We start from the raw sequence: 21,677 nt of genomic DNA on the forward strand, positions 1-21,677 counted from the left end.
CGGGCCATTCGACCAGGCGGAAGGGCATCGCCCCTTCCGCCGCTTCCGGAGACACGCATGCTGAACCTGCACCGCGCGCTCGGCTGTCATCCCGCGCTGCGCGACAAGCTCTCACGCGCGGACCAGGCCAAGCTGCTGGTCGGCTACGACGCGCGCAACCGCGACACCGCGCTGCGCGCGTTTTCGACGCTGCCCGAAACGCTCGCCGCCACCACCGTCTGCCTCGACACCACGCCGCCCGACGAGATCGTCGCGGCGATCGGCGAGGCCGACCTGTTCGTGCTGCTGTACGACTCGTCGACGCTGCCCACGCCGTCGCCGAGCGGCCCGCCGTTCCTCGCGGCGATCCGGCCGGCGATCGTCGAGCACTGGGGCAAGTCGGTGCTGTTCAAGGACTACGGCCCGCATCTCGACGAGGCGTTCGCGGAATCGCTCGACGACATCGCCGAGCGCAACGGCCGGCTGATCGACGCCGCAGCGCGCGCGTCGCACATTCACTTCATCGACGAGGCCGGCAACCGGCTCACGGGCTCGCTCGCGCCCGACCAGAAATGGACCAGCGTGGACGGCCTGGGCAACCTCGACGTCGTGCCCGGCGAGATCGCGACGCACGTCACCGACCTGCGCGGCTCGATCGTGTTCAGCGGCACGTTCCTCGGCACGGTGCCGTTCGCGGTCAAGTACAAGGTGGCCGAGCGGCTCGCGACGCTGCACGTCGAGGACAGCACGATCGTCGGCTTCGACAGCGACGATGCGGACTTCCGGCGCGATTTCGCGTCGTACCTCGAGCGGCATGCGAACCATCGCACGATCGAGGAATTCGGCATCGGCACCAATCTCGGCATCCGGCGCCTGTATGGTCGCAACGCGGGCTTCGAGGAACGGCATCCGGGCCTGCACCTCGGCCTCGGCGGCGGCGCGCAAGGCAGCCATCATCTGGACCTGATCTTCGCGCGCGGCACGCTGGCGCTGGACGACAGGATCGTGTTCGACGGCGCATTCGCCGTGTGACGCCGTTCGCGGCGCGTCACGACACAGTCCTCAATCCTTCGCGAACTGCCCGTCCCGCAGCCGCCACACGCCGAGCGGATTGCCATCCTGCAACGCCGGCGGCAGCAGTTCCGCCGGCAGCGCCTGATAGCACACCGGCCGCAGGAAGCGCTCGATCGCGAGCGTGCCGACCGACGTCGTGCGCGAATCCGACGTGGCCGGGAACGGCCCGCCGTGCACCATCGCGTGCGCGACCTCGACGCCGGTCGGATAGCCGTTCGCGAGAATCCGCCCCGCCTTGCGTTCGAGCGTCGGCAGCAGGCGGCGCGCGAGCGCGTAGTCGTCCGGCTCGATCTGCAGCGTCGCGGTCAACTGCCCTTCGACATGCTCGGCGAGATCGATCATCTCGTCGATATCGCGGCACGTGACGACCAGCGACGTCGGCCCGAAGATCTCGTCCTCGAGCTGCGGGTTCGCGACGAACGCGGGCTGCGTCGTCGCGAACAGCGCGGGCAGCGCCGCCGACAGCGCGCCGCTCGTCGCGCCCTGCGCGAGCGTGCGCACGCCGTCCGCCGCCGCGCGCTGCGACACGCCGCGCGCGTACGCCTGCGCGATGCCGTCCGTCAGCATCGTCTGCGCGCCCTTCTGCCCGAGCGCCTGCGCGGCCGCGTCGATGAACGCCTGCGTGTGCGGCCCGTCGAGCACGACCACGAGCCCCGGGTTCGTGCAGAACTGGCCGACACCGAGCGTCAGCGATTCGACGAAGCCGCGCGCGATCTCGCCGCCGCGCGCCGCGAGCGCGCCGGGCAGCACGAAGCACGGATTGATGCTGCTCATCTCCGCATACACGGGAATCGGCTCGCGCCGCCGTGCGGCGATGTTCATCAACGCAAGCCCGCCGCCGCGCGAGCCGGTGAAGCCCACCGCCTTGATCGCCGGATGCGCGACGAGCGCCTCGCCGATCGCGTTGCCCGCGCCGAGCACGAGCGAGAACGTGCCCTCCGGCAAGCCGCAGGCGGCGACCGCGCGCTGGATCGCACGCCCCACCAGCTCCGACGTGCCGAGATGCGCGGGATGCGCCTTCGCGACCACCGGGCAGCCGGCCGCGAACGCCGACGCCGTGTCGCCGCCCGCGACCGAGAACGCGAGCGGGAAGTTGCTCGCGCCGAACACCGCGACCGGCCCGACCGGAATCTTCTGCAGGCGCAAGTCCGGGCGCGGCAGCGGCTGACGTTCGGGCTGCGCGGCATCGAGCGTCGCGCCGAGCCAGCGGCCGTCGCGCACCAGCGCCGCGAACAGCCGCAGCTGGCCGACCGTGCGCGCCCGCTCGCCTTCGAGCCGCGCGACCGGCAGCGCCGATTCCTGGTGCGCGCGCGCGATCAGCGTGTCGCCGAGCGCGACGAGCTCGTCCGCGATCGTGTCGAGAAAACGCGCGCGCACGTCGAGCGGCGCCGCGCGCAACGGATCGAACGCGGCCGCCGCGAGCGTGCATGCGCGGTCCGCGTCGGCCGCATCGCCCGCGCCGAATTCGGGTTCCAGTTCGACGCCGCGCGCGGGATCGAACGCGCGCAGCGCCCCTGCCGTGCCGCGCACCGATGCGCGGCCGATCAACATGTCTCCGGAAATCTGCATCATCCACCTGCCTGCTTGTGCGGTTCGTTCAGGTCGATCCGGTAGACCCGGATCGCGTTGTCATGCCAGATTGCTCGACGTGCGCCGTCATCGAGGTCCGCCAGCGCGGCGGCAAAGGTGCGCAGCAACGCGGGATACGTGACCCGCAGCCCCGCCACCGGGAAATTGCTCGCGAACAGGCAGCGTTCCCAGCCGAAGATCGCGATCGCCTCGCGGATGATCCGCCGGTTCTCCGCGTCGTTCCACGCGGCGTCGCGCAACCCGAACTCGGACAGCTTCACCGACACGCGCGGCAGCGCGGCGAGCGCCGCCATGCCGCGCCGCCAGCGCGCGAGCCCGGCCGCCGAGCGGTCCCACGGCAGCCCCGCGTGTTCGAGCACCACGTCGACGGCCGGCGCACGCGCGAGCAGCGCGGCCGCTTCGTCGAGATGCCAGAACGGCACCCGAAGATCCCAGCCGAGGCCATGCGCGGCGAGCCGTTCGAGCGCGGCGGGCCAGCGCGCGTCGCGCAGCGTGCCGGGGCCGTCCACGGTCGCGTCGGGCGCCGGCGCGATGCGCGGCTTGAAGCGCACGCCGCGCACCAGCGGCCACGCGGCCTGCCCGGCGAGCCGCTCGTCGGCGTCGCCGGCGAGCAGGTCGACCCATGCGACGACCGCCGACGGCAGCCCGTGCGCGGCCGCGACGTGATGCAGCCAGCGCGTTTCCGCGAGCGCTTCGTCGTGCGCGCGCTCCGCCTCGACGTGCACGCTCGCGACGAGCGGCGCGCCGTGTGCCGCCCGCCGGTAGTCGTCCACGTCGAAATCGCGGCACAGCGCCGCGTAGTCGCCGAGGATGAAGCGCGCCGGGTCGTAGCGCTCCTGCAGCCACGGGTAGTGCGCGCCGTCGCCGAGCCGCCACAGATGATGATGCGCGTCGACGAGCGCCGCCGGCAGCGCGACGGGCGAAGGCTCCCCGCGCATGTCAGCGCGCGCCGGCGAGCACGAACGACGCGTCCGGCTCGCGCAGCGTCGGCAGTGCGCTGACGAAGCGCCACGCATCGAGATCGAGCTCGCGCACGTAGTCGTCCTGGAACGACACGTAGGCCGCGCGCCGCGCCGGATGGAACGACAGCGCGGTCGGGTTCGCGGGCAGCGCGACGCGCTCGATCTCCTCGAGCTGCTGCGCGTCGAACACCGAGATCGAGCGCTCGCCCGAATTGGTCAGCAGCAGCAGGTCGCGGCCGTCCGGCGCGCTCGTGCGATAGATGCGGTTCGGGTCGTGGCGCGTTTTCACGCGGCGGCCGCAGGTCATCGTGTCGGTGTCGATCGCCACCAGCGTGTCGTCGCCGCGGTTCGCGACGAACAGCGTGCGCTCGTCGCTCGACAGCGCGTTGCCTTCCGGGCGCGGCCCCGGCATCACCGCGCGCGGCGCGACCGTCGCGTCGCGCGGATGGAACTGCGTGACCGTGTTCGACAGCAGGTGCACGCCGTATGCGCGGCTCGCGTCGCGCGTGAGCGTCACGAGGTGCGTCTTCACGCCGCCGGACGGCACCGCGAGGTTCGGCACCGCCTGCTCGGTCGGCCGGTCGAACACGAGCAGCATGTCGTGCGCCTCGCTCATCGCATAGAGGCGCCCTTCGCGGTCGCTCGCCATGCCGTGCGGCCGGTAGTACGGCCACAGGTCGAGCATGCGCGTGTGGGTGCGCTCGACGAGGTCGATCTCGGCGATCCGGTGATCGCCTTCGTGGCCGCGCGACCACGCGGTCTCGATCCCGAAGATGCCGACGTAGGCGAAGCGATTGCTCGCGTCGACGGTGAATTCATGCGGGAAGTTCGGCAGCACGATGTGCTTGAGCGCCGTCTTCGTGTCGAGGTCGTAGAAGCTGAAGGTATGGGCGCACTTCTGCACCAGCAGCAGGATGTCGTTCATGTCGTGTCTCCGTACTTCGATCATGCCGCCGCGGCGCGCGGGCCGCGGCGAATTCGTGCGTTCCCGCGCCGGTTCACGCCTCGCAGCGCTTCGGCAGCGTGAAGGTCAGCAGCCCGGCCACCGCGAGCGCGCCCGCGAGGCTGTACACGCCGGCCGCCGCGCTCACGTGCTGGGTCAGCACGCCCACCGCATACGGGCCGCAGAACCCGCCGAGGTTGCCGAGCGCGTTGATCAGCCCGCGTGCGCTGCCCGCCGTCTCGACGCTGCACAGCTTCGGCGGGATCGCCCAGAACACGCCGGCCGCCGCCTGCAGGAAGAAGCCGCAGCCGATCAGGAACGCATACGACACCCACGTCGCCGACTGGAACCGCACCGACAGGAACAGGCACGCGGCGAAGCCGAGCAGCGGCAGCACGATGAACAGACGCCGCCTGCCGGTCTTGTCCGACAAATACGACGTCACGCTCATCCCGAGCATCGTGCCGATGTACGGCAGGATCGCCAGCATCCCGACCTGCGCCATCCCGCCATGGGTGAGGTTTTTCAGGAGCGTCGGCAACCACAGCGTATAGCCGTAGATGCCGACCTGGTAGCAGAAATTGATCGCGACGAGCCGCCAGACCGTCTCGTCGCGCAGCAGCGCACGGAACGACGTCGCGGTGTGCTGCGCGCTGCCGCGTGCGGCTTCGCGCTCCGCGCGCAGCGCGTCGACGAGGTAGGCCTTTTCGCGCGGCGACAGCCAGCGCGCGGTTTCCGGGCGATCGTCGGCGAACGGCAGCCAGATCGCGAGGAACGCGAGCGACAGCAGCCCCGCGCCGTAGAACAGGTGGCGCCAGTCGTACGCGGCGAGGATGAAGCCGGACAGCGGCGCGGTGATGATCCCCGCGAGCGGCACGAACATGATCACCATCGCGTTCGCGCGGCCGCGCTCGCGGTCGGGAAACCAGTTGCTGACCATCGTCAGCACGACGGGCAGCATCCCGCCTTCCGCCACACCGAGCAGGAAGCGCAGCGTCAGCAACTGCCATGCTTCGGTGACGAGCCCCGTCAGCGCCGACAGCACGGCCCAGCTCACCAGCGACCACGCGATGAACTTCTTGCCGCCGCCGAGCGCCGCGAGCCGCCCGCCCGGAATCTGCAGGAACAGGTAGCCGAAGAAGAAGATGCCGCCCGCGAGGCCGGCCATGCTCGCGCCGATGCCGAGCTCGGCGTTCATCCCGCCCGGCATCGCGAAGGCGATGTTCACGCGGTCCATGTACGACACGATGCAGGCCATCAGCAGCGGCGGGATCACGCGCAGCCAGCGGCGGCGCGGAATGGGGGTGGCGGCGTCGGCATCGTAGGCCGGGCTCGCGTGGTTCAGGGTGGTCATGGTGTCTCCAATCGTTTTCGGCTTTGTCGGTATGCATGCGGCCTTCTGGCGGGCCGTTCGGTGTCTGTTCGATGTGCAGCCTAGCGCCCCCAGCGCAGCACGAGCGGATCGAGCCGCCGCGCCGCGTCGAGCAGCCCCGCGCGCGTATCCGGATGCAGGTCGGGCCACGGCGCGCGCGGCCGGTCGCACGCGATCACGCCGCCCGCCTTCATCAGCGCCTTCGCCGCGAGGAAGCCGGCCTGCCGGTTCTCGTAGTTGATCAGCGGCAGCCAGCGCGCGTACTGTTCGCACGCTTCATCGCGGCGGCCCGCGAAATACGCGTCGGTGATCGTGCGGATGCCGTCCGGATAGCCGCCGCCCGTCATCGCGCCCGTCGCGCCCGCATCGAGATCGGCGAGCAGCGTGATGCCCTCCTCGCCGTCCCACGGCCCTTCGATCGCATCGCCGCCCGCGCGGATCAGCTCGCGCAGCTTCGCGGCCGCGCCGGGCGTCTCGATCTTGAAGTACGACACCGCGTCGATCTCGCGCGCGAGCCGCGCGAGGCAGTCGACCGACAGCGGCGTGCCGCTCGCGGGCGCGTCCTGGATCATCAGCGGGATGTCGAGCCCGTCGCTCGCTTGATGGAAGAACGCGTGAATCGACGCCTCGGGCACGCGGAACGTCGCGCCGTGATACGGCGGCATCACCATCACCATCGCCGCGCCCATGGCCTGCGCGCGCCGGTTGCGCGCCGCGCAGATCCGCGCGCTGAAGTGCGACGTCGTGACGATCACCGGCACGCGGCCGGCGACGTGCTCGAGCACCGTGCGGGTCAGCAGGTCGCGTTCGTCGTCGCCGAGCGCGAACTGCTCCGAGTAGTTCGCGAGGATGCAGATGCCGTGCGAGCCCGCGTCGATCATGAAGTCGATCGCGCGGCGCTGGCCGTCGAGATCGAGCGCGCCGTCGTCGGCGAAGATCGTCGGCGCCACCGGAAAGACGCCCTGGTAACGTGCGCGCATGGTCACTCCACGATGTCGAACTGGTCGAGGAATTCGGTCTTCAGCGTGAGGCCGAGGCCGGGCACGTCGTCGCGCAGCTGCAGGAAGCCGTTCTCGGCCACCGGTTCGCCGTCGAAGATGTAATAGAACAGCTCGTTGCCGACCTCGACGTCGAACATCGGGAAGTACTCGCTCATCGGCGACGCGAGCGTGCTCATCGTCAGGTGGTAGTTGTGCATCTGGCCCGCGTGCGGGATCACCGGCACGCTGTACGCCTCGCACAGCGCGTTGATCTTGTGCGCCATCGTGATGCCGCCCACGCGGTTCGTGTCGTACTGCACGACCGACACGGCCTTGCGGTCCAGCAGCTGCTTGAAGCCGTACAGCGAGAACTCGTGCTCGCCGCCGGAGATCGGGATGCTCGTGAGCCGGTTCAACTCCGCGTAGCCGTCGAGGTCGTCGGCGATCACCGGTTCTTCCAGCCAGCGCGGCTGGTATTTCTCGAGCTTCGGCAGGATGCGCTTCGCATACTCGAGGTTCCAGCCCATGTAGCATTCGAGCATCAGGTCGTTGTCATAGCCGATCACCTCGCGGATCGCCGCCACCGATTTCAGGTTCTCGGTCACCCCCTGCTGCCCGTGCGCGGGCCCGTAGCCGAAGCGCATCTTGAACGCGCGGAAGCCTTCGTCGAGATAGCGCTGCGCTTCCGCCTGCATCTCGCGCAGATCGGTGCGGTACAGCTTCGAGTAGTAGCAGGGAATCTTTTCCTTCGTGCGGCCGCCGAGCAGCTTGAACACGGGCTTGCCGACGCTCTTGCCGAGGATGTCCCAGATCGCGATGTCGACCGCCGAGATCGCCGCCATGCCGATGCCCTTGCGGCCCCATGCGTGGGTCGCGCGGTACATCCGCTGGTTCAGGTATTCGTAGTCCCAAGGGTCCTGGCCGATCACGAGCGGCGCGAGGTACTGGTCGACGATCGCCTTCGCGACGTGCGGCGCGAGCGCGACGTTGCCGAGCCCGACGATGCCGTCGTCGGTCTCCACTTCGACCACCGTCCACGCGTGGAAGCGGAACGTGCTCATCGTCTCCTGCGGCGCATACAGCAGGTCCATCGCGTTCGAGCAGAAGTTGCCCTGCGGCGGCACCGTCTTGCCTTTCCATTGGTACACGCGTGCGCGTACGGCCTTGATCTTCATGGGGTTGTCTCCGGGTGTTCGGTTCTGAATGGGTGTGGCGGATGGCCGTCACGCGGACGTGGTCTGCCGGCGGTGCGCGGCGCCCATCCGGCACGCGATCTGCAGCGCCTGCCAGGTCGCGCCCACGTCGGCCGTGCCGCGCCCCGCGATGTCGTACGCGGTGCCGTGCGCGGGCGTCGTGATCGGCACCGGCAGGCCGCCCTGCACGGTCACGCCGCGCGAGAAGCCGAGCAGCTTGATCGCGATCTGCCCCTGGTCGTGATACATCGTGACGATCGCCTGGTAGTCGCCGGCCTGCGCCTTCAGGAAGATCGTGTCGGCCGGGAACGGGCCGTGGAACGGCGCGTCGGTCGGCCAGTCGCGCGCCTGCAGCGCGCGCACCGCCGGTTCGATCACGTCGATCTCCTCGCGGCCGCAGCTGCCGCCGTCGCCGCCGTGCGGATTGAACGCGGCGATCGCGACCTTCGGCGCCGCGACGCCGTTCGCAAGCAGCGCGCGGTAAATCAGTTCGGAGGCCTGTTCGATCCGCTCGACGGACAGGTAGCGGGCCGCGTCCTTCAGCGGAATGTGCGACGAGATGCGCGCGGTCCACAGTTCGCCGAGCGTGTTGAATTCGCAGAAGTAGCCGGTCACGCCGAGGTATTCGGCGAAGTGGTGCAGCTCGTCCTCGTGCCGCAGGCCGCCGAGCTTCATCGCGTGCTTGTTGAGCGGCGCGAAGCAGATCGCGTCGATGTCGCCGGCGCGCGCGGCGTCCATGCAGCGGTTCAGCACGTCGAGCACCGAGCGGCCGCCGGCGGCGCCGGCCTGGCTCGCCGTGACCTGCGCCGGATCGACGGTATCGACCGCGACGAAGGCCGGCCGCGCGCACGACGGCCGCTCGCGCACGGCGGCGAGCGACGCCACCGGTTCCAGCTCGACCCGCACGCCCGCGACGCGCTGCCCGGCTTCCCACAGCCAGCGGTCGCCGATCAGCACCAGATTGGCGCGCGACGTGGCGTCGGGGCGCGCGAGCAGCTTCGCGATCAGCTCGGGGCCGATGCCGGCCGGGTCGCCGAGCGTCAGCGCGACGACGGGCAATGCCGGGGCGGCCGTCATGCGCGGGCTCCGGCGCGGGCCGGGCCGCGGGCGGGGGTGGCCGAATTCGTCTGCATGGTCGTCTCCTGTGCTGTCTGTCTGTCTGGCCGGCAACCGGCCGTTCGTCATGTGGGGTTCATGCTAGGTAGACGGAACGCACCGGTAAATTGAAAACTCTTGATGAATTGATAACCTGAGGTAATCAGATTGGGTTCGATCGACCGGAAGGACTCGACGCCGCAGTTGCTGAACCGGCTGCGGATGCGCCAGGTCGCGCTGCTGCTGGCGGTGGAGGAATGCTCGACGCTGCGCGCTGCCGCCGACCGGCTCGGCCTCACGCAGCCGGCCGCGACCAAGATGCTGCGCGAGCTCGAGGACGCGCTCGGCCAGCCGCTGTTCGAGCGCGTCGGGCGCGGGCTGGTGCTGAACCCGGCCGGCGAGCGGGTGCTCGGCTACTTTCGCGGGATACGCGGCAGCATGGAAGCGCTGAACCGCGAGCTGGCCGAGCTGCAGCTCGGCAGCGCGGGGCGGCTCGCGATCGGCAGCATCATGGCGGCCGCGCCCGGGCGGCTCACCGAGGCGCTCGTGCAGCTGAAGGCGCGCTTTCCGCTGCTCGCGATCGACATCGCGGTCGATACGAGCGACAAGCTGATGCCGCAGCTGCAGGAAGGCGTGCTCGAAGTGGTGATCGGGCGCGATGTCGGCGCGGATTGCGAATTCCGCGCGGTGGACGACGAGGCGCTCGCGATCGTCGCGGGCCGCGACCATCCGCTGGTCGGCCGGGAGCGCGTCGAATTCGCGGCGCTGCTCGACTATCCGTGGATCCTGCAGCCGGCCGGCAGCCCCGCGCGCGAAGTGGTCGAGCGCGAGTTCCGGATGCATCACCAGCCGATGCCGCGCGGGCTGATCGAGACGGGCTCGATCCTCACGACGATGAACCTCGTCGACCGCTCACGGATGCTCGGCGTGATTCCGCAGACGGTCGCCGCGCTCAATGCCGCGCACGGGATGGTCGCGATCGTCGATTACACGCTTGGGCAGAAGCTGCCGTCGTATGGGAGCCTCGTGCGGCGGGATCGGCCGCTGTCGGTGCCGGCGCAGCAGTTTCTGGGGTTGTTTCATCGGGAGGCGGGGGGCTGACGCGCCCTGTCACCGCTTGCGGCGATGCGACGCCATCAGCCGCCATCCACGCCGCGCCGCGCCCCCCTCCGAAACGCCCCCGGCGCCACCCCATACCACCGCTTGAACGCCTGCGAAAAACTCGACAGATCGCTGAACCCGAGCCGCTCGGCCACGTCGGTCAGCGTCAACCGCGCGTCGCCGAGCAGCGTTTCGGCCATCGCGCCGCGCGACTCGGCGAGCAGCGTGCGGAACGTCGTGCCCTCGTCCTGCAGCCGCCGCTTCAGCGTGCGCGCGCTGGTTTTCATCAGCCGCGCCATGTCCTCGAGCGAGAACGGCGCCGCGCCCGGCGTCGCGCTCAGGTAATCGCGGATCATCGCTGCGGTGCCGACATGCGCGCGCCGCGCTTCCACGAGGCGGCCGCACATCTGCTCGCACATCGACACCGTGAGCGGATTCGCATGCGGCAGCGGCCGGTCGAGATATGCGCGCGAGAACGCAATGCAGTTCGAGCGCGCGCCGAACATGGGTTCGACGCCGGCGATCCGCGGCACGGAAACGGACGGCGCCGCGCCCCGCGCCACCGTCGCCGCCGTCGCCGGACGATCGGCCTGCAACGTAAACCGCGACAGCGTGAAATCCGGGCCGCCGATTTCCTCCATCAGCACGGTCGCCGCGGTCATGTCGCGCTCCACGACGAACCGGCTCAGCTCCCCGGCCAGCTCGGGCGCGCCGAAATTCAGCACGCAGCCGTCGTCGTCCTCGCGGTACGTGATCACCGTGTACGCATAAGTGAGCGGCAGAAAGCGCATCGCCAGCGCGAGCGCGTCGCGCGTGGTGGCACTCGCGATCAGCCCGTAGCCCCACACGCCGTAAGCCGAGAAGTGATAGCGCCGCCCGACCTCGAAGCCGAGGCCCGGCGGATGCCCGAGCAGGCGCAGCAGGTTGCCGGTGACGCGCAGTTCCTGCGCGGCCGTCACCTCCGCGTTCGGGTCGTCGAGCTGCGCGTCCGACAGCCCCGTGCCGGCGAGCAGCTTCGCGCGCGACACGCCGCGCTCATCGCCGAAATCGGCCAGCAGCCGGGCGCTGGCCGGACTTCGGGTGTAGTCCCAGAAGCTCATGCAGAGATACCCTCGAAGCGCCGATTTGGCCCAAATACTAAAACAATTGTCCCGTCGCAGCATTGGTGTTTTCCCACGCGGCACGCACCATCGGCGTCATCCAGTCGTCGCCGAACGACTCCAACGACCGCCCTAGGAGACACCATGCATTCGAACCCGCCTGCCGCCGTCGCCGCACGCCGCGCACCGTCGCGCGCCGCCTGACCCGCCGACTTTCCGGAAACGATTCCATGACCAGAACATTCGACTACATCGTCGTCGGTGGCGGATCGGGCGGCTGCGTCGTCGCGGGGCGGCTGACCGAGCGCCCGGACGTCACCGTCTGCGTGCTCGAGGCCGGCAACCGCGGCGACGGCACGCTCGTCAACGTGCCGACCGGCGCCGTCGCGATGATGCCTACCCGCATCAACAACTGGGCGTTCGAGACCGTGCCGCAGCCGGGGCTCGGCGGGCGCCGCGGCTACCAGCCGCGCGGCAAGGCGCTCGGCGGCTCGTCCGCGATCAACGCGATGGTCTATATCCGCGGCCACCGCAGCGACTACGACCACTGGGCCGCGCTCGGCAACGACGGCTGGGCCTTCGACGACGTGCTGCCGTATTTCCGGCTCAGCGAGCACAACGAGCGCTTCGACGACGCGTGGCACGGCCGCGACGGCCCGCTGTGGGTCAGCGACCTGCGCACCGGCAACCCGTTCCATGCGCGCTACCTCGAAGCGGCCCGCCAGGCGGGCCTGCCGCTGACCGACGATTTCAACGGCGCGCAGCAGGAAGGCATCGGCCTCTACCAGGTCACGCAGAAGCACGGCGAGCGCTGGAGCGCCGCGCGCGCGTACCTGCTGCCGCACGTCGGCCGCCGCGACAACCTCACGGTCGAGACGCACGCGCAGGTGCTGCGAATCCTGTTCGACGGCACGCGCGCGATCGGCGTCGAGGTGCGGCAGCACGGCGAAGTCCGCACGCTGCGTGCGCGGCGCGAAGTCGTGCTGGCCGCGGGCGCGTTCCAGACGCCGCAACTGCTGATGCTGTCCGGCGTCGGCCCGGCCGCCGAGCTCGCGCGCGTCGGCATCCGCACGCTCGCCGACCTGCCCGGCGTCGGCCGCAACCTGCAGGACCATCCGGATTTCATCTTCGGCTATCGCACGCGCAGCGTCGACACGCTGGGCGTGTCGGCGGGCGGCGGGCTGCGCATGCTGCGCGAGCTGCTGCGCTTTCGCCGCGAGCGGCGCGGCATGCTGACGTCGAACTTCGCGGAAGGCGGCGGCTTCCTGAAGACGCGCGCCGAACTCGACGCGCCGAACATCCAGCTGCATTTCGTCGTCGCGCTCGTCGACGACCATGCGCGCCGCCTCCACACCGGCCACGGGATGTCGTGCCACGTTTGCCTGCTGCGCCCGCGCAGCCGCGGCGCGGTCACGCTGCAGAGCGCCGATCCGCTCGCGGCGCCGCGCATCGATCCGGCGTTCTTCGACGATCCGCGCGATCTCGACGACATGGTCGCGGGCTTCAAGCTCACGCGCCGGCTGATGCAGGCGCCCGCGCTCGCCGGCTGGATCACGCGCGACCTGTTCACCGCGAACGTGACGACCGACGACGAGATTCGCGACGTGCTGCGGCAACGCACCGACACCGTGTACCACCCGGTCGGCACCTGCCGGATGGGGCGCGACGCGCTCGCGGTCGTCGATCCGCAGCTGCGCGTGCGCGGGCTGCAGGGGCTGCGCATCGTCGATGCGTCGGTGATGCCGACGCTGATCGGCGGCAACACCAACGCGCCGACGATCATGATCGCCGAGAAGGCGGTCGACCTGATGCGTGGCGCGAGCCGCGTGTCGATCCAGTCCCGTGCCGAGGCGAACGCCGACACGCAAACCGCGGCTGCGCCCACCTCCGACGCCGCCCCTTCCCGCCCCGCCCAACCCGAGGACATCCGCCATGCACTCGCCTGAGCCCTCCGCACCCGACGCCGCTGCTGCTGCCGCCGCCGCGCCGCTGGCCGCCATCATCATCGGCGCGGGCTTCGCCGGCATCGGCATGGCCATCGCGCTGCAACGCGAAGGCATGCATGACTTCGTGATCCTCGAGCGCGCGCACGACGTCGGCGGCGTGTGGCGCGACAACAGCTACCCGGGCGCCGCGTGCGACGTGCCCTCGCACCTGTACTCGTTCTCGTTCGAGCCGAACCCGCGCTGGTCGCGCACGTTCGCGCCGCAAGCGGAAATCCACGCGTACCTGCAGCACTGCGCGCGCAAGTACGGGCTCGCGCGGCACCTGCGCTTCGGCGCGGAAGTCGCGCATGCGCGCTACGACGAGCCGCATGCGCTGTGGCGCGTGACGCTCGCGGACGGCACCGAGCTGAGCGCCGCGCTGCTCGTCAGCGGCACGGGGCAGTTGAGCCGCCCCGCACTGCCGACGCTGCCGGGCATGGAAACGTTCCGCGGCCACGCGTTCCACTCCGCGCACTGGGACCACGCGTATCCGCTCGCCGGCAAGCGCGTCGCGGTGGTCGGCACCGGCGCATCGGCGATCCAGTTCGTGCCGGCCATCGCCGGGGCCGTGAAGTCGCTGACGGTGTTCCAGCGCTCGCCCGCCTACCTGATGCCGCGCCCGGACCGCCCGTACCGGCGATGGGAACAGGCGCTGTTCCGGCGTCTGCCGTGGGCGATGAAGCTGCACCGCGCGGCGATCTACCTGCGCTACGAATCGCGCGCGATCGCGTTCACGCGGCTGAACGGCCTGATGGACGTCGCGGTCGGCCGGCCGTTTCGCAAGCTGCTGGCGCGGCAAGTGCCCGACGCGGCGCTGCGCGAACGCCTGACGCCCGACTATCCGATCGGCTGCAAGCGCATCCTGCTGTCGAGCGACTACCTGGCGGCGATCGCCCGGCCCAACGTCGAGCTGGTGACGCAAGGCATCCGCCGCGTGACCGAACACGGGATCGAGACCGCCGACGGCACGCATCATCCGGTCGATGCGATCGTCTACGGCACCGGCTTCGCGGCCACCGAGTTCCTGTCGCCGATGCGCATCACCGGCCGCGGCGGGCTCGACCTGAACGACGCGTGGCGGCGCGGCGCGCAGGCGTATCTCGGGATGACGGTGCCGGGTTTCCCGAACTTCTTCATGCTGTACGGCCCGAACACCAACCTCGGCCACAACTCGATCGTCTACATGCTCGAAAGCCAGATCGCGCACGTGATGCGCTGCGTGCGCGCGATGCGGCAGGCCGGCGCGAGCGCGATCGACGTCGACGCGGGCCGCTACCGGCGCTACAACGTGCACGTCCAGCAGCGCCTCGCGGGCTCGGTGTGGAGCGGCTGCAAGAGCTGGTATGTCGACGCGTCCGGCCACAACAGCACCAACTGGCCGGGCTTCACGCTGACGTACCGGTGGCTCGCGCGCCGCTCCGGCCTCGCCGCATACCGCTTCTCGAGCGTGCTGCCGGGCATGGCGGGGCACGCGGGCGGCGTCGCCGTCGCCGCGCCGAAGGGCGCGCTGGAAGCGCTCAACGCGGGGTTCCTGCGCGGCTTCCTGCGCGTCGGCTTCCGGGCGCTGATCGGGCCGCCGTTCGGCATCGGCGTGCAGCGGCGCGTCGTCGGGCTGCTGGCGCCGCTGATGCCCGGCGTCGGCGGGATGATCCGCTATCGCACGCACGCGGGCGGCGTGCCGGCCGAGGTCGTCGCGCCGAAACGCGGCGACAGCGGCGGCGCGATCCTCTATCTGCACGGCGGCGCGTTCTGCGTCGGCGGGCCCGGCACGCACCGCAGCGTGACGACGCGGCTCGCCGACGAATCGGGCCTGGCGGTCTGGGCGCCCGACTACCGGCTCGCGCCCGAGCATCCGCACCCGGCCGCGCTCGACGATGCGCTGGCCGCGTATGCCGCGCTGCGCGCGCAGGGGCATGCGCCGTCGCGCATCGTCGTCGCCGGCGATTCGGCGGGCGGCGCGCTCGCCCTGGCGCTCGCGATCGCGTTGCGCGAGCGCGGCGAGCCCGCGCCGGCCGGGCTGCTGCTGATCTCGCCCGTCACCGACGCGGCGCTCGGCGGCGAAACGCTCGCAACGCGGCGCGGCGACGACCCGATGATCCGGCGCGGCTGGCTCGAACAGGGGCTGCGCTGGTATCACGGCGCCGGCGCGGCCACGGCGCGCGGCCCGCTCGACACCGACCTGCGCGGCCTGCCGCCGATGCTGATCCAGGCCGGCGACCAGGAAGTGCTGCTGTCGGATTCGGTGCGGCTCGCGAATCACGCGCTCGCGTGCGGCGTGCCGTGCCGGCTCGAGGTGCACCAGGCGCGCTGGCACGTGTTCCATCTGCAGTCGTTCTATCTGCGCTCGGCGCGGGAGGCGCTGCGCACGCTCGCGGGGTTCGCGCGGGAACGGGTGGCGGCGACGGCGTGATTGGTGCGCGGTAACGTTGGCCGTCCGGCCAATAGCAGGCAGTTCGTAACGAATGAAAGAATCGACTTCGTCCGGTTAGCGGGTTTCATCGTCCGAAGCCCGCAACGAAAGGCGCTGCCAGCCGCCCGGCTGCAGCGCCTTTTGCTTTGCATGCGTGCCGCCCCCGGCACGTTTCGAGGTCGGCTCCTTTCATTCTCTTTCTGTAGCTTATAAGTTACAATGCTGCCTGTCATCGAACTGCTTCGCCATCGATGCGACGACGGTCGCGAACCCTTTACCGAATGGCTGCTCGCCGTGCGCGACAAGGTCGCGCAGGCACGGATCCGCGTTCGCCTGCGCCAGGTGCAGATGGGCCATTTCGGCGACTGCAAGCCGGTTGGCGACGGTGTGATCGAACTGCGCATTCACGTCGGCGCCGGCTACCGCGTGTACTGCGGCCGGCACGGCAAGGCGGTGGTCCTGCTGCTGACCGGCGGCGACAAAGGCAGCCAGGCGGCCGACATCGGGCACGCGAAGGCAATCTGGACGGAATGGAAACGGAGGCAAGCTTGAGCCCACTCAAAGGCGCGGTGTCGCACCACGACGCCGAACTCGCGGAGCTGCGCGCCGATCGCGAACTGGCGGTCGAATACCTGAAGGCGGCGATGGCGTCGCTCGACGATCCCGACGATCGCGCGGCCGGCCTGCTCGCGCTGCGCACCGTCGCCGAAGCCTACGGCGGCCTCGGCGCGGTCGCGGCGCAAGCCGGCATCAGCCGCGAGGCGCTCTACCGCGCGCTGTCGCCCAACGGCAACCCGACACTGAAAACCCTGATCGCGGTGCTCAAGACCGTCGGCCTGCGCCTGACCGTCGAGCCGGAAGCCAGCCCCCGCGCGTGAGCGCCGTGCGCGTTCACCGCGCCGCCATCCACACCAGCAGCACGTCGGCCGGCGCCGACGGCGTGCCCGCCGGCGGATGCACGACGGTCGCGTCGATCGCGAGCGCCTGCGCGATGTCCGGCGCGCGCTCGATCGTCGCGGTGCGCACGATCGTCATCAGCCCGGCCGGCCGGTGCAGCGTCTCGCGATACAGCGCGCCGTACCACAGCGCCCGCGTGCCCTGCGCATCCTGCAGCACATACGGATAGCGCCACAAGCGCAGCACGAGCCGGCTGTCCGGCTGGCCGGGATCGGCGCGCACGAACACGCGCCGCGTGCCCACGCCCTGCGAATAGCGCGGCAGCACCGGCAGCCCGTCGGCCGGCGCCTGCGGCACCAGCCAGCGCAGCGCGGTCTGCAGCGACCACGGCGTCGCGCGCTGCCAGCCCGCGTGCGAGAGATGCCGGGCGAGCACGTCGGCGGCGACGCACCACTGCAGCGGCAGGAATTCCTCGCGATCGCCGCTGATCTCGGTGCGCCGCGTCGGCACGCGCTGCCAGCCGCCGCGCATCCACTGGTCGACCGTCATCGCGACCACGCGGCTGTGCGCGCGCGGGTCCCGGTCGGCCTGCCACGCGGCCGGCACCGTCCAGACGCCCGCCGTCGCCAGCACCACGACGACCGCGACGAGCGCGCCCCGCGGCTGCACTTCGTCGCGCACGTGCCCGTACGCATACGCGCCGGCCAGCAGCGCGAACCACGCGAGCCCGAGGCTCCAGCCGCCGAGCAGCCCCGACAGCCACGTGTCGCCCAGGTACAGCCGCGCGAAGCCGCCGAGCACGATCCACAGCACGATCGCGGTCACGACGCCGGTGCGCCACAGCGCGCCACGGCCGCGCGTCAGCACCCAGCCCATGAAGCTGCTCGCGAGGATGCCGAACGCCGCGTCGGCGTCCGGCAGCGGCACGTGCGGGCTGCCGGGCGCGAGGTTCGCGGGCGTCGCGCCGTTCGTGCCGGCGCCGAACGCCGGCACCATCACGACGGCGACGCCGACCGTCGCGATCCACCACACGGCCGTCATCCAGCAGCGGTGGATCACCAGCCACACGAGGAACGCAGCCGCGACGATCAGGCCGACGTCGCGGCCGTTGAGCACCGCGACCGCGCGCATCGCGGCATCGACGGGCGGCGTGCGCAGGTTCAGCAGCGTTCCGTACAGCGTGGTGTCGACGCCCATCAGCGGATCGTTCGCGACGACGTCCTGCACGATTCCCGCGAACAACCAGACGCTGCCGACGAACAGCAGCGCGAGCACCGGGATCGCGCCGGGCAACCGGCGCACGCGCGCGACGAGCCCGCGAAGCCGGGCGACCAGCCACGGCCGGCGATGCGCGAGCGCGTGCCACGCGGCCAATGCGGCGCGGTGCAGCAGCGGCACGCCGCGCTGCAGCGCGACGCGCACGCCGAACCACACGGCCGCGACCAGCGCCGCGACGACCAGCAGGATCGCGGCGACCCGCGTGCTGACCGCTTCGGCAAGCGCGGCCGACGCGCCGAACGCGATGCCCGGCGCGACGTGCACCGGCGCCCATACGAGCGCCGAGCCGACGTTCACCGGATAGAACGTCCGGCGCGGCAGCGACGCGCAGCCGACCACCACCGGCACGACCGCGCGCACCGGCGCGAGAAAGCGCGCGAGCACGATGCTCTTCATCCCGTGGCGCAGCACGAACTGCTCGCCGCGCTCGTACGCCTCGGCGTGGCCGAGCCGCGCCCACCAGTTGCGGACCGCGCTGCGATAGCGGCGGCCGAGCTCGTAGCTGATGCCGTCGCCCACCACCGCGCCGGCCACCGCGACGCCGATCGTCGCCCAGCCGTCGAGCGCGCCCGCGCCGATCAGCGCGCCGGCCGCGAACATCACCGCGCCGGCCGGCACGACCGTGCCGACCAGCGCGATCGCCTCCGCGCACGCGGTCGCGAACACGATGACGAGCACGAGCGCCGGATGCGCGCCGACGGCGGCAAGCCACGCATGGATCGTTTCGCTCATCGGGTGTCCTGTCGAACGGCGGCCCCGCGTCGCCACGCGACCGCAGCGAGCAGCGCGGCCGGCAGGATGGCGGCGAGATCGATCATCGACGGCTCTCCTCGCAGGGTGGGGGTCGGCGTCGAACTCAGTGTAGTCCCGAACCGGGGCGCGCCGCCGGCGGCCCGTCCTGGCGGGCGGGGCAATTCAGGGCGCGATGCGGAGCGCGATTCAGCGGACGAGCAGCGCCGCTTCGGCGGCCGATTCGCGCCAATCATCAGATCATTGAACTGCGGCCGCGCCGCCGATCGCAAGCTCCCCGGATTATTTCGTCCCGTTATCGATTTCACCTGCCGCGTCGCAGAAAATTTCGCCGACGTTTACCGTTTTTCGGTCAGGCGGAATATATTGATCGGATGAACGGCCGGCGCGCCGACTTCGCGCGGCCCGGCCTTACGGGGGAAACCGTCTCCACGACACCCGCGCCATCGCGCACCGAAGCGTCATCCCGCCAAGAGGACCGCTCCATGATCAAGGTGATTCTGGCCGACGACCACGCAGTCATGCGAGACGGACTGCGTCACATACTCGAGACGGCCGGCGGTTTCGAAATCGTCGGCGAAGCGAGCGACGGGGCGACCACGCTCGCGCTCGCCGAGCGCGGCGCGGCCGACGTGCTGCTGCTCGACCTGTCGATGCCCGCGCCGACCGGCATCGAGCTCATCCGGATGATCAAGACCCACGCGCCCGCGCTGCGCACGCTCGTGCTCACGATGCATACGGAGGAGCAGTACGCGGCGCGCGCGTTCAAGGCCGGCGCGACCGGCTACCTGACGAAGGACAGCGCGACCGCCGAGCTGGTCGCGGCGGTCGGCAAGGTGGCGGCGGGCGGCCTCTACGTCAGCCCGTCGGCGGCGGAAAGCCTCGCGCGCACCCTGCACGCGCCCGCCGAGACGTTGCCGCACGAGCGGCTGTCCGCGCGCGAGTTCGACGTGATGCGCCGCATCGTCGCCGGGCAGACCGTCACGGAGATCGCGGGCGCGCTCGCGCTGAGCGCCAAGACCGTCAGCACCTACAAGATGCGCATTCTCGAGAAGATGGACCTGCCGCACGACGCGGCGCTGATCCGCTATGCGGTGCGCCACGGCCTCGGCATCGACCTGGACGACGCATGACGCACGCCGCGACGCCCCAGCACGACTCCACGCGGCCGGACGATCCGCCGCCGCAGGTGGATGCCGCCGCCCGCGACGCCGAGACGGACCCGTCGCGGATGTTCATGTCGTCGCTGCCGCCGGGGCCGCGCGAGCGGCGGCTCGCGCTCGCGACGGTCATCGTGTCGGCGGCGATCTTCGTCGCGCTCGTGCCGTTCGCGCCGATTCCGCTCGCGCGGGAGTGGGGGTTCATCCCGGTCTACCAGACGGCGATCCTCGTCAACGACATGGCGACGGCCGGCCTGCTGCTCGGCCAGTTCGCGATCCTGCGCGAGCGGGCGCTGCTGGTGCTCGCGGCCGGCTACCTGTTCACGGGCTTCATGGCCGGCGTGCACATGCTGACCTTCCCCGGCCTGTTCGCGCCCACCGGTTTGCTGCACGCGGGCGAGCAGACCACCGCATGGCTCTACATGTTCTGGCACGGCGGCTTCCCGCTCGTGGTCGCGTGCTATGCGCTGCTGCGCGACGCCCCGCGCACGCCGCCGAAGCCGGCCAGCCATGCGGCGGTGCCGATCGCGGGCTGCGTCGTCGCGACCTTGCTCGCGACCGCCGCGATCGCGGTGTTCACGACGGCGGGCCACGACTACCTGCCGCGCGTCATGCGCGGCAACTGGATGATCGAGCCGCTGCTGAGCCCCGTCGTCGCCGTCTGGGCGCTGAACGTGGTCGCGCTCGCGTTGATGTGGCGCCGCCGGCGGCGCCACTCGGTGCTCGATCTGTGGGTGATGATCGTGACGGTCGCGTGGCTGTTCGACATCGCGTTGTCGGCGATGCTGAATCATGGGCGCTTCGATCTCGGCTTCTACGCGGGGCGCATCTACGGGTTCGTCGCGTCGAGCGTCGTGCTGTTCGCGCTGCTGTTCGAGAACGGCCGGCTGCATGCGCGCACGGCGCGCGCGCTCTCCGGCGAACGGCACGAGCATCAGCTCGTGCTGCAGAAGACGGCGGAGCTGAACGACGCGAACGAACGGCTCGAGCAGCGCGTCGCCGCGCGCACCGCGCAGCTCAGCGCGTCGAACCGCGACCTGCGGCGCGAGGTCGAGGAACGCGTGCGCGCGGAGCGGGCCTTGCAGGCGTCGCGCGAGGAATTGCGGGAGATTTCGGCGATCAGCGCGAGCGCGCGCGAAGCCGAGCAGCGCCGCATCGCGCGCGAGCTGCACGACGAACTCGCGCAGACGCTCGCGACGCTGAAGAACGATCTCGAATGGCTGATCGATCGCGTGCCGCAGGACGATGCGATGCTTGCCCGCAAGATCGCGGCGATGCACGGGCTCGCGCGCGGCGCGGTGGCCGCGACGCGGCGCATCGCGTCCGACCTGCGGCCGCTGATGCTCGACGATCTCGGCTTCGCCGCGGCGATGCAGTGGCTCGTGCAGGACTTCCGGCAGCGGCACGGCATCGCCTGCACGCTGCGCGTCGACCCGCCCGAGCGGAACCTCGCGGAGCCGTACGCGACGGCCGTGTTCCGCATCGCGCAGGAAGCGCTCGCGAACGTCGCGCGGCATGCGGCGGCCTCGCAGGTCGACGTGGATCTGGCGTGCGGCGGCGGCGACATCGCGCTGACGATCCGCGACGACGGCGCGGGCTTCGATCCCGGCGATCCGCGCAAGCCGACCTCGTTCGGGCTCGTCGGGCTGCGCGAGCGGGCGTATCTGGTGGGGGGGATGTTGACGATCGATACCGCGCCGGGAAAGGGGACGAGGGTGTCGGTGCGGATTCCGCTCGATGGGGCGCAGGTGGCGTTCACGGTCGGTGGGCCCACGACAGGACACGCGGATTAGCGGAGGTGGCGGTAG

The 21,677-nt window shown here is 71.0% G+C and carries 17 protein-coding genes; 8 read left to right on the plus strand and 9 right to left on the minus strand.

What is annotated here, in order from left to right; translation table 11 throughout:
• Positions 1-57 precede the first annotated feature (57 nt).
• Positions 58-1,011: a CgnE/CgnB domain-containing protein gene (locus tag HWY45_RS03265; RefSeq protein ID WP_059803603.1), complete on the plus strand. Its 954-nt coding sequence runs from the start codon at positions 58-60 to the stop codon at positions 1,009-1,011.
• A 30-nt stretch (positions 1,012-1,041) separates the two neighbouring features.
• Here the strand turns inward: HWY45_RS03265 and HWY45_RS03270 are convergent, their stop codons facing one another.
• The 7 genes from HWY45_RS03270 to HWY45_RS03300 form a co-directional block, all read right to left on the minus strand.
• Positions 1,042-2,622: an aldehyde dehydrogenase (NADP(+)) gene (locus tag HWY45_RS03270; RefSeq protein ID WP_059886453.1), complete on the minus strand. Its 1,581-nt coding sequence runs from the start codon at positions 2,620-2,622 to the stop codon at positions 1,042-1,044.
• Entirely contained in the window at positions 2,622-3,581 is a 960-nt protein-coding gene (locus tag HWY45_RS03275) for an amidohydrolase family protein (RefSeq protein WP_059886412.1), read from the minus strand. Before HWY45_RS03275 ends, HWY45_RS03270 begins: the two co-directional genes overlap by 1 nt.
• Position 3,582: 1 nt before the next feature.
• Positions 3,583-4,530 carry a YncE family protein gene (locus HWY45_RS03280; protein WP_059886411.1) on the minus strand — a complete coding sequence of 316 codons (948 nt, stop codon included), beginning with the start codon at positions 4,528-4,530 and terminating at the stop codon, positions 3,583-3,585.
• Positions 4,531-4,603: 73 nt separating this feature from the next.
• Positions 4,604-5,902, minus strand: a complete 1,299-nt coding sequence (locus HWY45_RS03285; RefSeq protein ID WP_059886409.1) for an MFS transporter — start codon at positions 5,900-5,902, stop codon at positions 4,604-4,606.
• 80 nt (positions 5,903-5,982) lie between these two features.
• Complete coding sequence (locus tag HWY45_RS03290) at positions 5,983-6,900, minus strand: dihydrodipicolinate synthase family protein (RefSeq protein WP_059886407.1); 918 nt, start codon at positions 6,898-6,900, stop codon at positions 5,983-5,985.
• A gap of 2 nt (positions 6,901-6,902) precedes the next feature.
• Positions 6,903-8,075, minus strand: a complete 1,173-nt coding sequence (locus HWY45_RS03295; RefSeq protein WP_059803592.1) for an L-rhamnonate dehydratase — start codon at positions 8,073-8,075, stop codon at positions 6,903-6,905.
• Positions 8,076-8,123: 48 nt separating this feature from the next.
• A complete protein-coding gene (locus HWY45_RS03300) occupies positions 8,124-9,170 on the minus strand; it encodes a 4-hydroxythreonine-4-phosphate dehydrogenase PdxA (protein ID WP_059886406.1) in 1,047 nt (348 codons plus the stop codon).
• A gap of 186 nt (positions 9,171-9,356) precedes the next feature.
• Here HWY45_RS03300 and HWY45_RS03305 point away from each other — a divergent pair, with 186 nt between their 5' ends.
• Positions 9,357-10,289 carry a LysR family transcriptional regulator gene (locus HWY45_RS03305; RefSeq protein WP_059803587.1) on the plus strand — a complete coding sequence of 311 codons (933 nt, stop codon included), beginning with the start codon at positions 9,357-9,359 and terminating at the stop codon, positions 10,287-10,289.
• A 35-nt stretch (positions 10,290-10,324) separates the two neighbouring features.
• Here the strand turns inward: HWY45_RS03305 and HWY45_RS03310 are convergent, their stop codons facing one another.
• Positions 10,325-11,389, minus strand: a complete 1,065-nt coding sequence (locus HWY45_RS03310) for an AraC family transcriptional regulator (RefSeq protein WP_059886404.1) — start codon at positions 11,387-11,389, stop codon at positions 10,325-10,327.
• A 230-nt stretch (positions 11,390-11,619) separates the two neighbouring features.
• On the opposite strand from HWY45_RS03310, the gene HWY45_RS03315 reads away from it, so the two are divergent.
• From HWY45_RS03315 to HWY45_RS03330, 4 genes are all read left to right on the plus strand, one after another.
• Entirely contained in the window at positions 11,620-13,335 is a 1,716-nt protein-coding gene (locus tag HWY45_RS03315) for a GMC family oxidoreductase (protein ID WP_059886402.1), read from the plus strand.
• The gene (locus HWY45_RS03320; protein ID WP_059886400.1) at positions 13,322-15,784 is read left to right on the plus strand and encodes an alpha/beta hydrolase fold domain-containing protein; all 2,463 of its coding nucleotides are present in this window, start codon (positions 13,322-13,324) and stop codon (positions 15,782-15,784) included. Before HWY45_RS03315 ends, HWY45_RS03320 begins: the two co-directional genes overlap by 14 nt.
• A gap of 219 nt (positions 15,785-16,003) precedes the next feature.
• Positions 16,004-16,336, plus strand: coding sequence for a type II toxin-antitoxin system RelE/ParE family toxin (locus HWY45_RS03325; protein ID WP_059886398.1), 333 nt, complete (start codon positions 16,004-16,006; stop codon positions 16,334-16,336).
• A complete protein-coding gene (locus tag HWY45_RS03330; protein WP_060018719.1) occupies positions 16,333-16,662 on the plus strand; it encodes an addiction module antidote protein in 330 nt (109 codons plus the stop codon). Before HWY45_RS03325 ends, HWY45_RS03330 begins: the two co-directional genes overlap by 4 nt.
• 13 nt (positions 16,663-16,675) lie before the next feature.
• Here the strand turns inward: HWY45_RS03330 and HWY45_RS03335 are convergent, their stop codons facing one another.
• Positions 16,676-18,691: a VTT domain-containing protein gene (locus tag HWY45_RS03335; RefSeq protein WP_059886396.1), complete on the minus strand. Its 2,016-nt coding sequence runs from the start codon at positions 18,689-18,691 to the stop codon at positions 16,676-16,678.
• A 503-nt stretch (positions 18,692-19,194) separates the two neighbouring features.
• On the opposite strand from HWY45_RS03335, the gene HWY45_RS03340 reads away from it, so the two are divergent.
• Positions 19,195-19,842, plus strand: coding sequence for a response regulator (locus HWY45_RS03340; RefSeq protein WP_059564101.1), 648 nt, complete (start codon positions 19,195-19,197; stop codon positions 19,840-19,842).
• On the plus strand, positions 19,839-21,662 hold the full coding sequence (locus HWY45_RS03345) for a sensor histidine kinase (protein ID WP_081069947.1): 1,824 nt from the start codon (positions 19,839-19,841) through the stop codon (positions 21,660-21,662). The genes HWY45_RS03340 and HWY45_RS03345 overlap by 4 nt, the downstream gene beginning before the upstream one ends.
• The last annotated feature ends 15 nt before the right edge of the window (positions 21,663-21,677 follow it).

Origin of the sequence: Burkholderia stagnalis (assembly GCF_902830275.1) — a bacterium.
In the GTDB taxonomy this organism is placed as follows: Bacteria; Pseudomonadota; Gammaproteobacteria; order Burkholderiales; family Burkholderiaceae; genus Burkholderia; species Burkholderia stagnalis.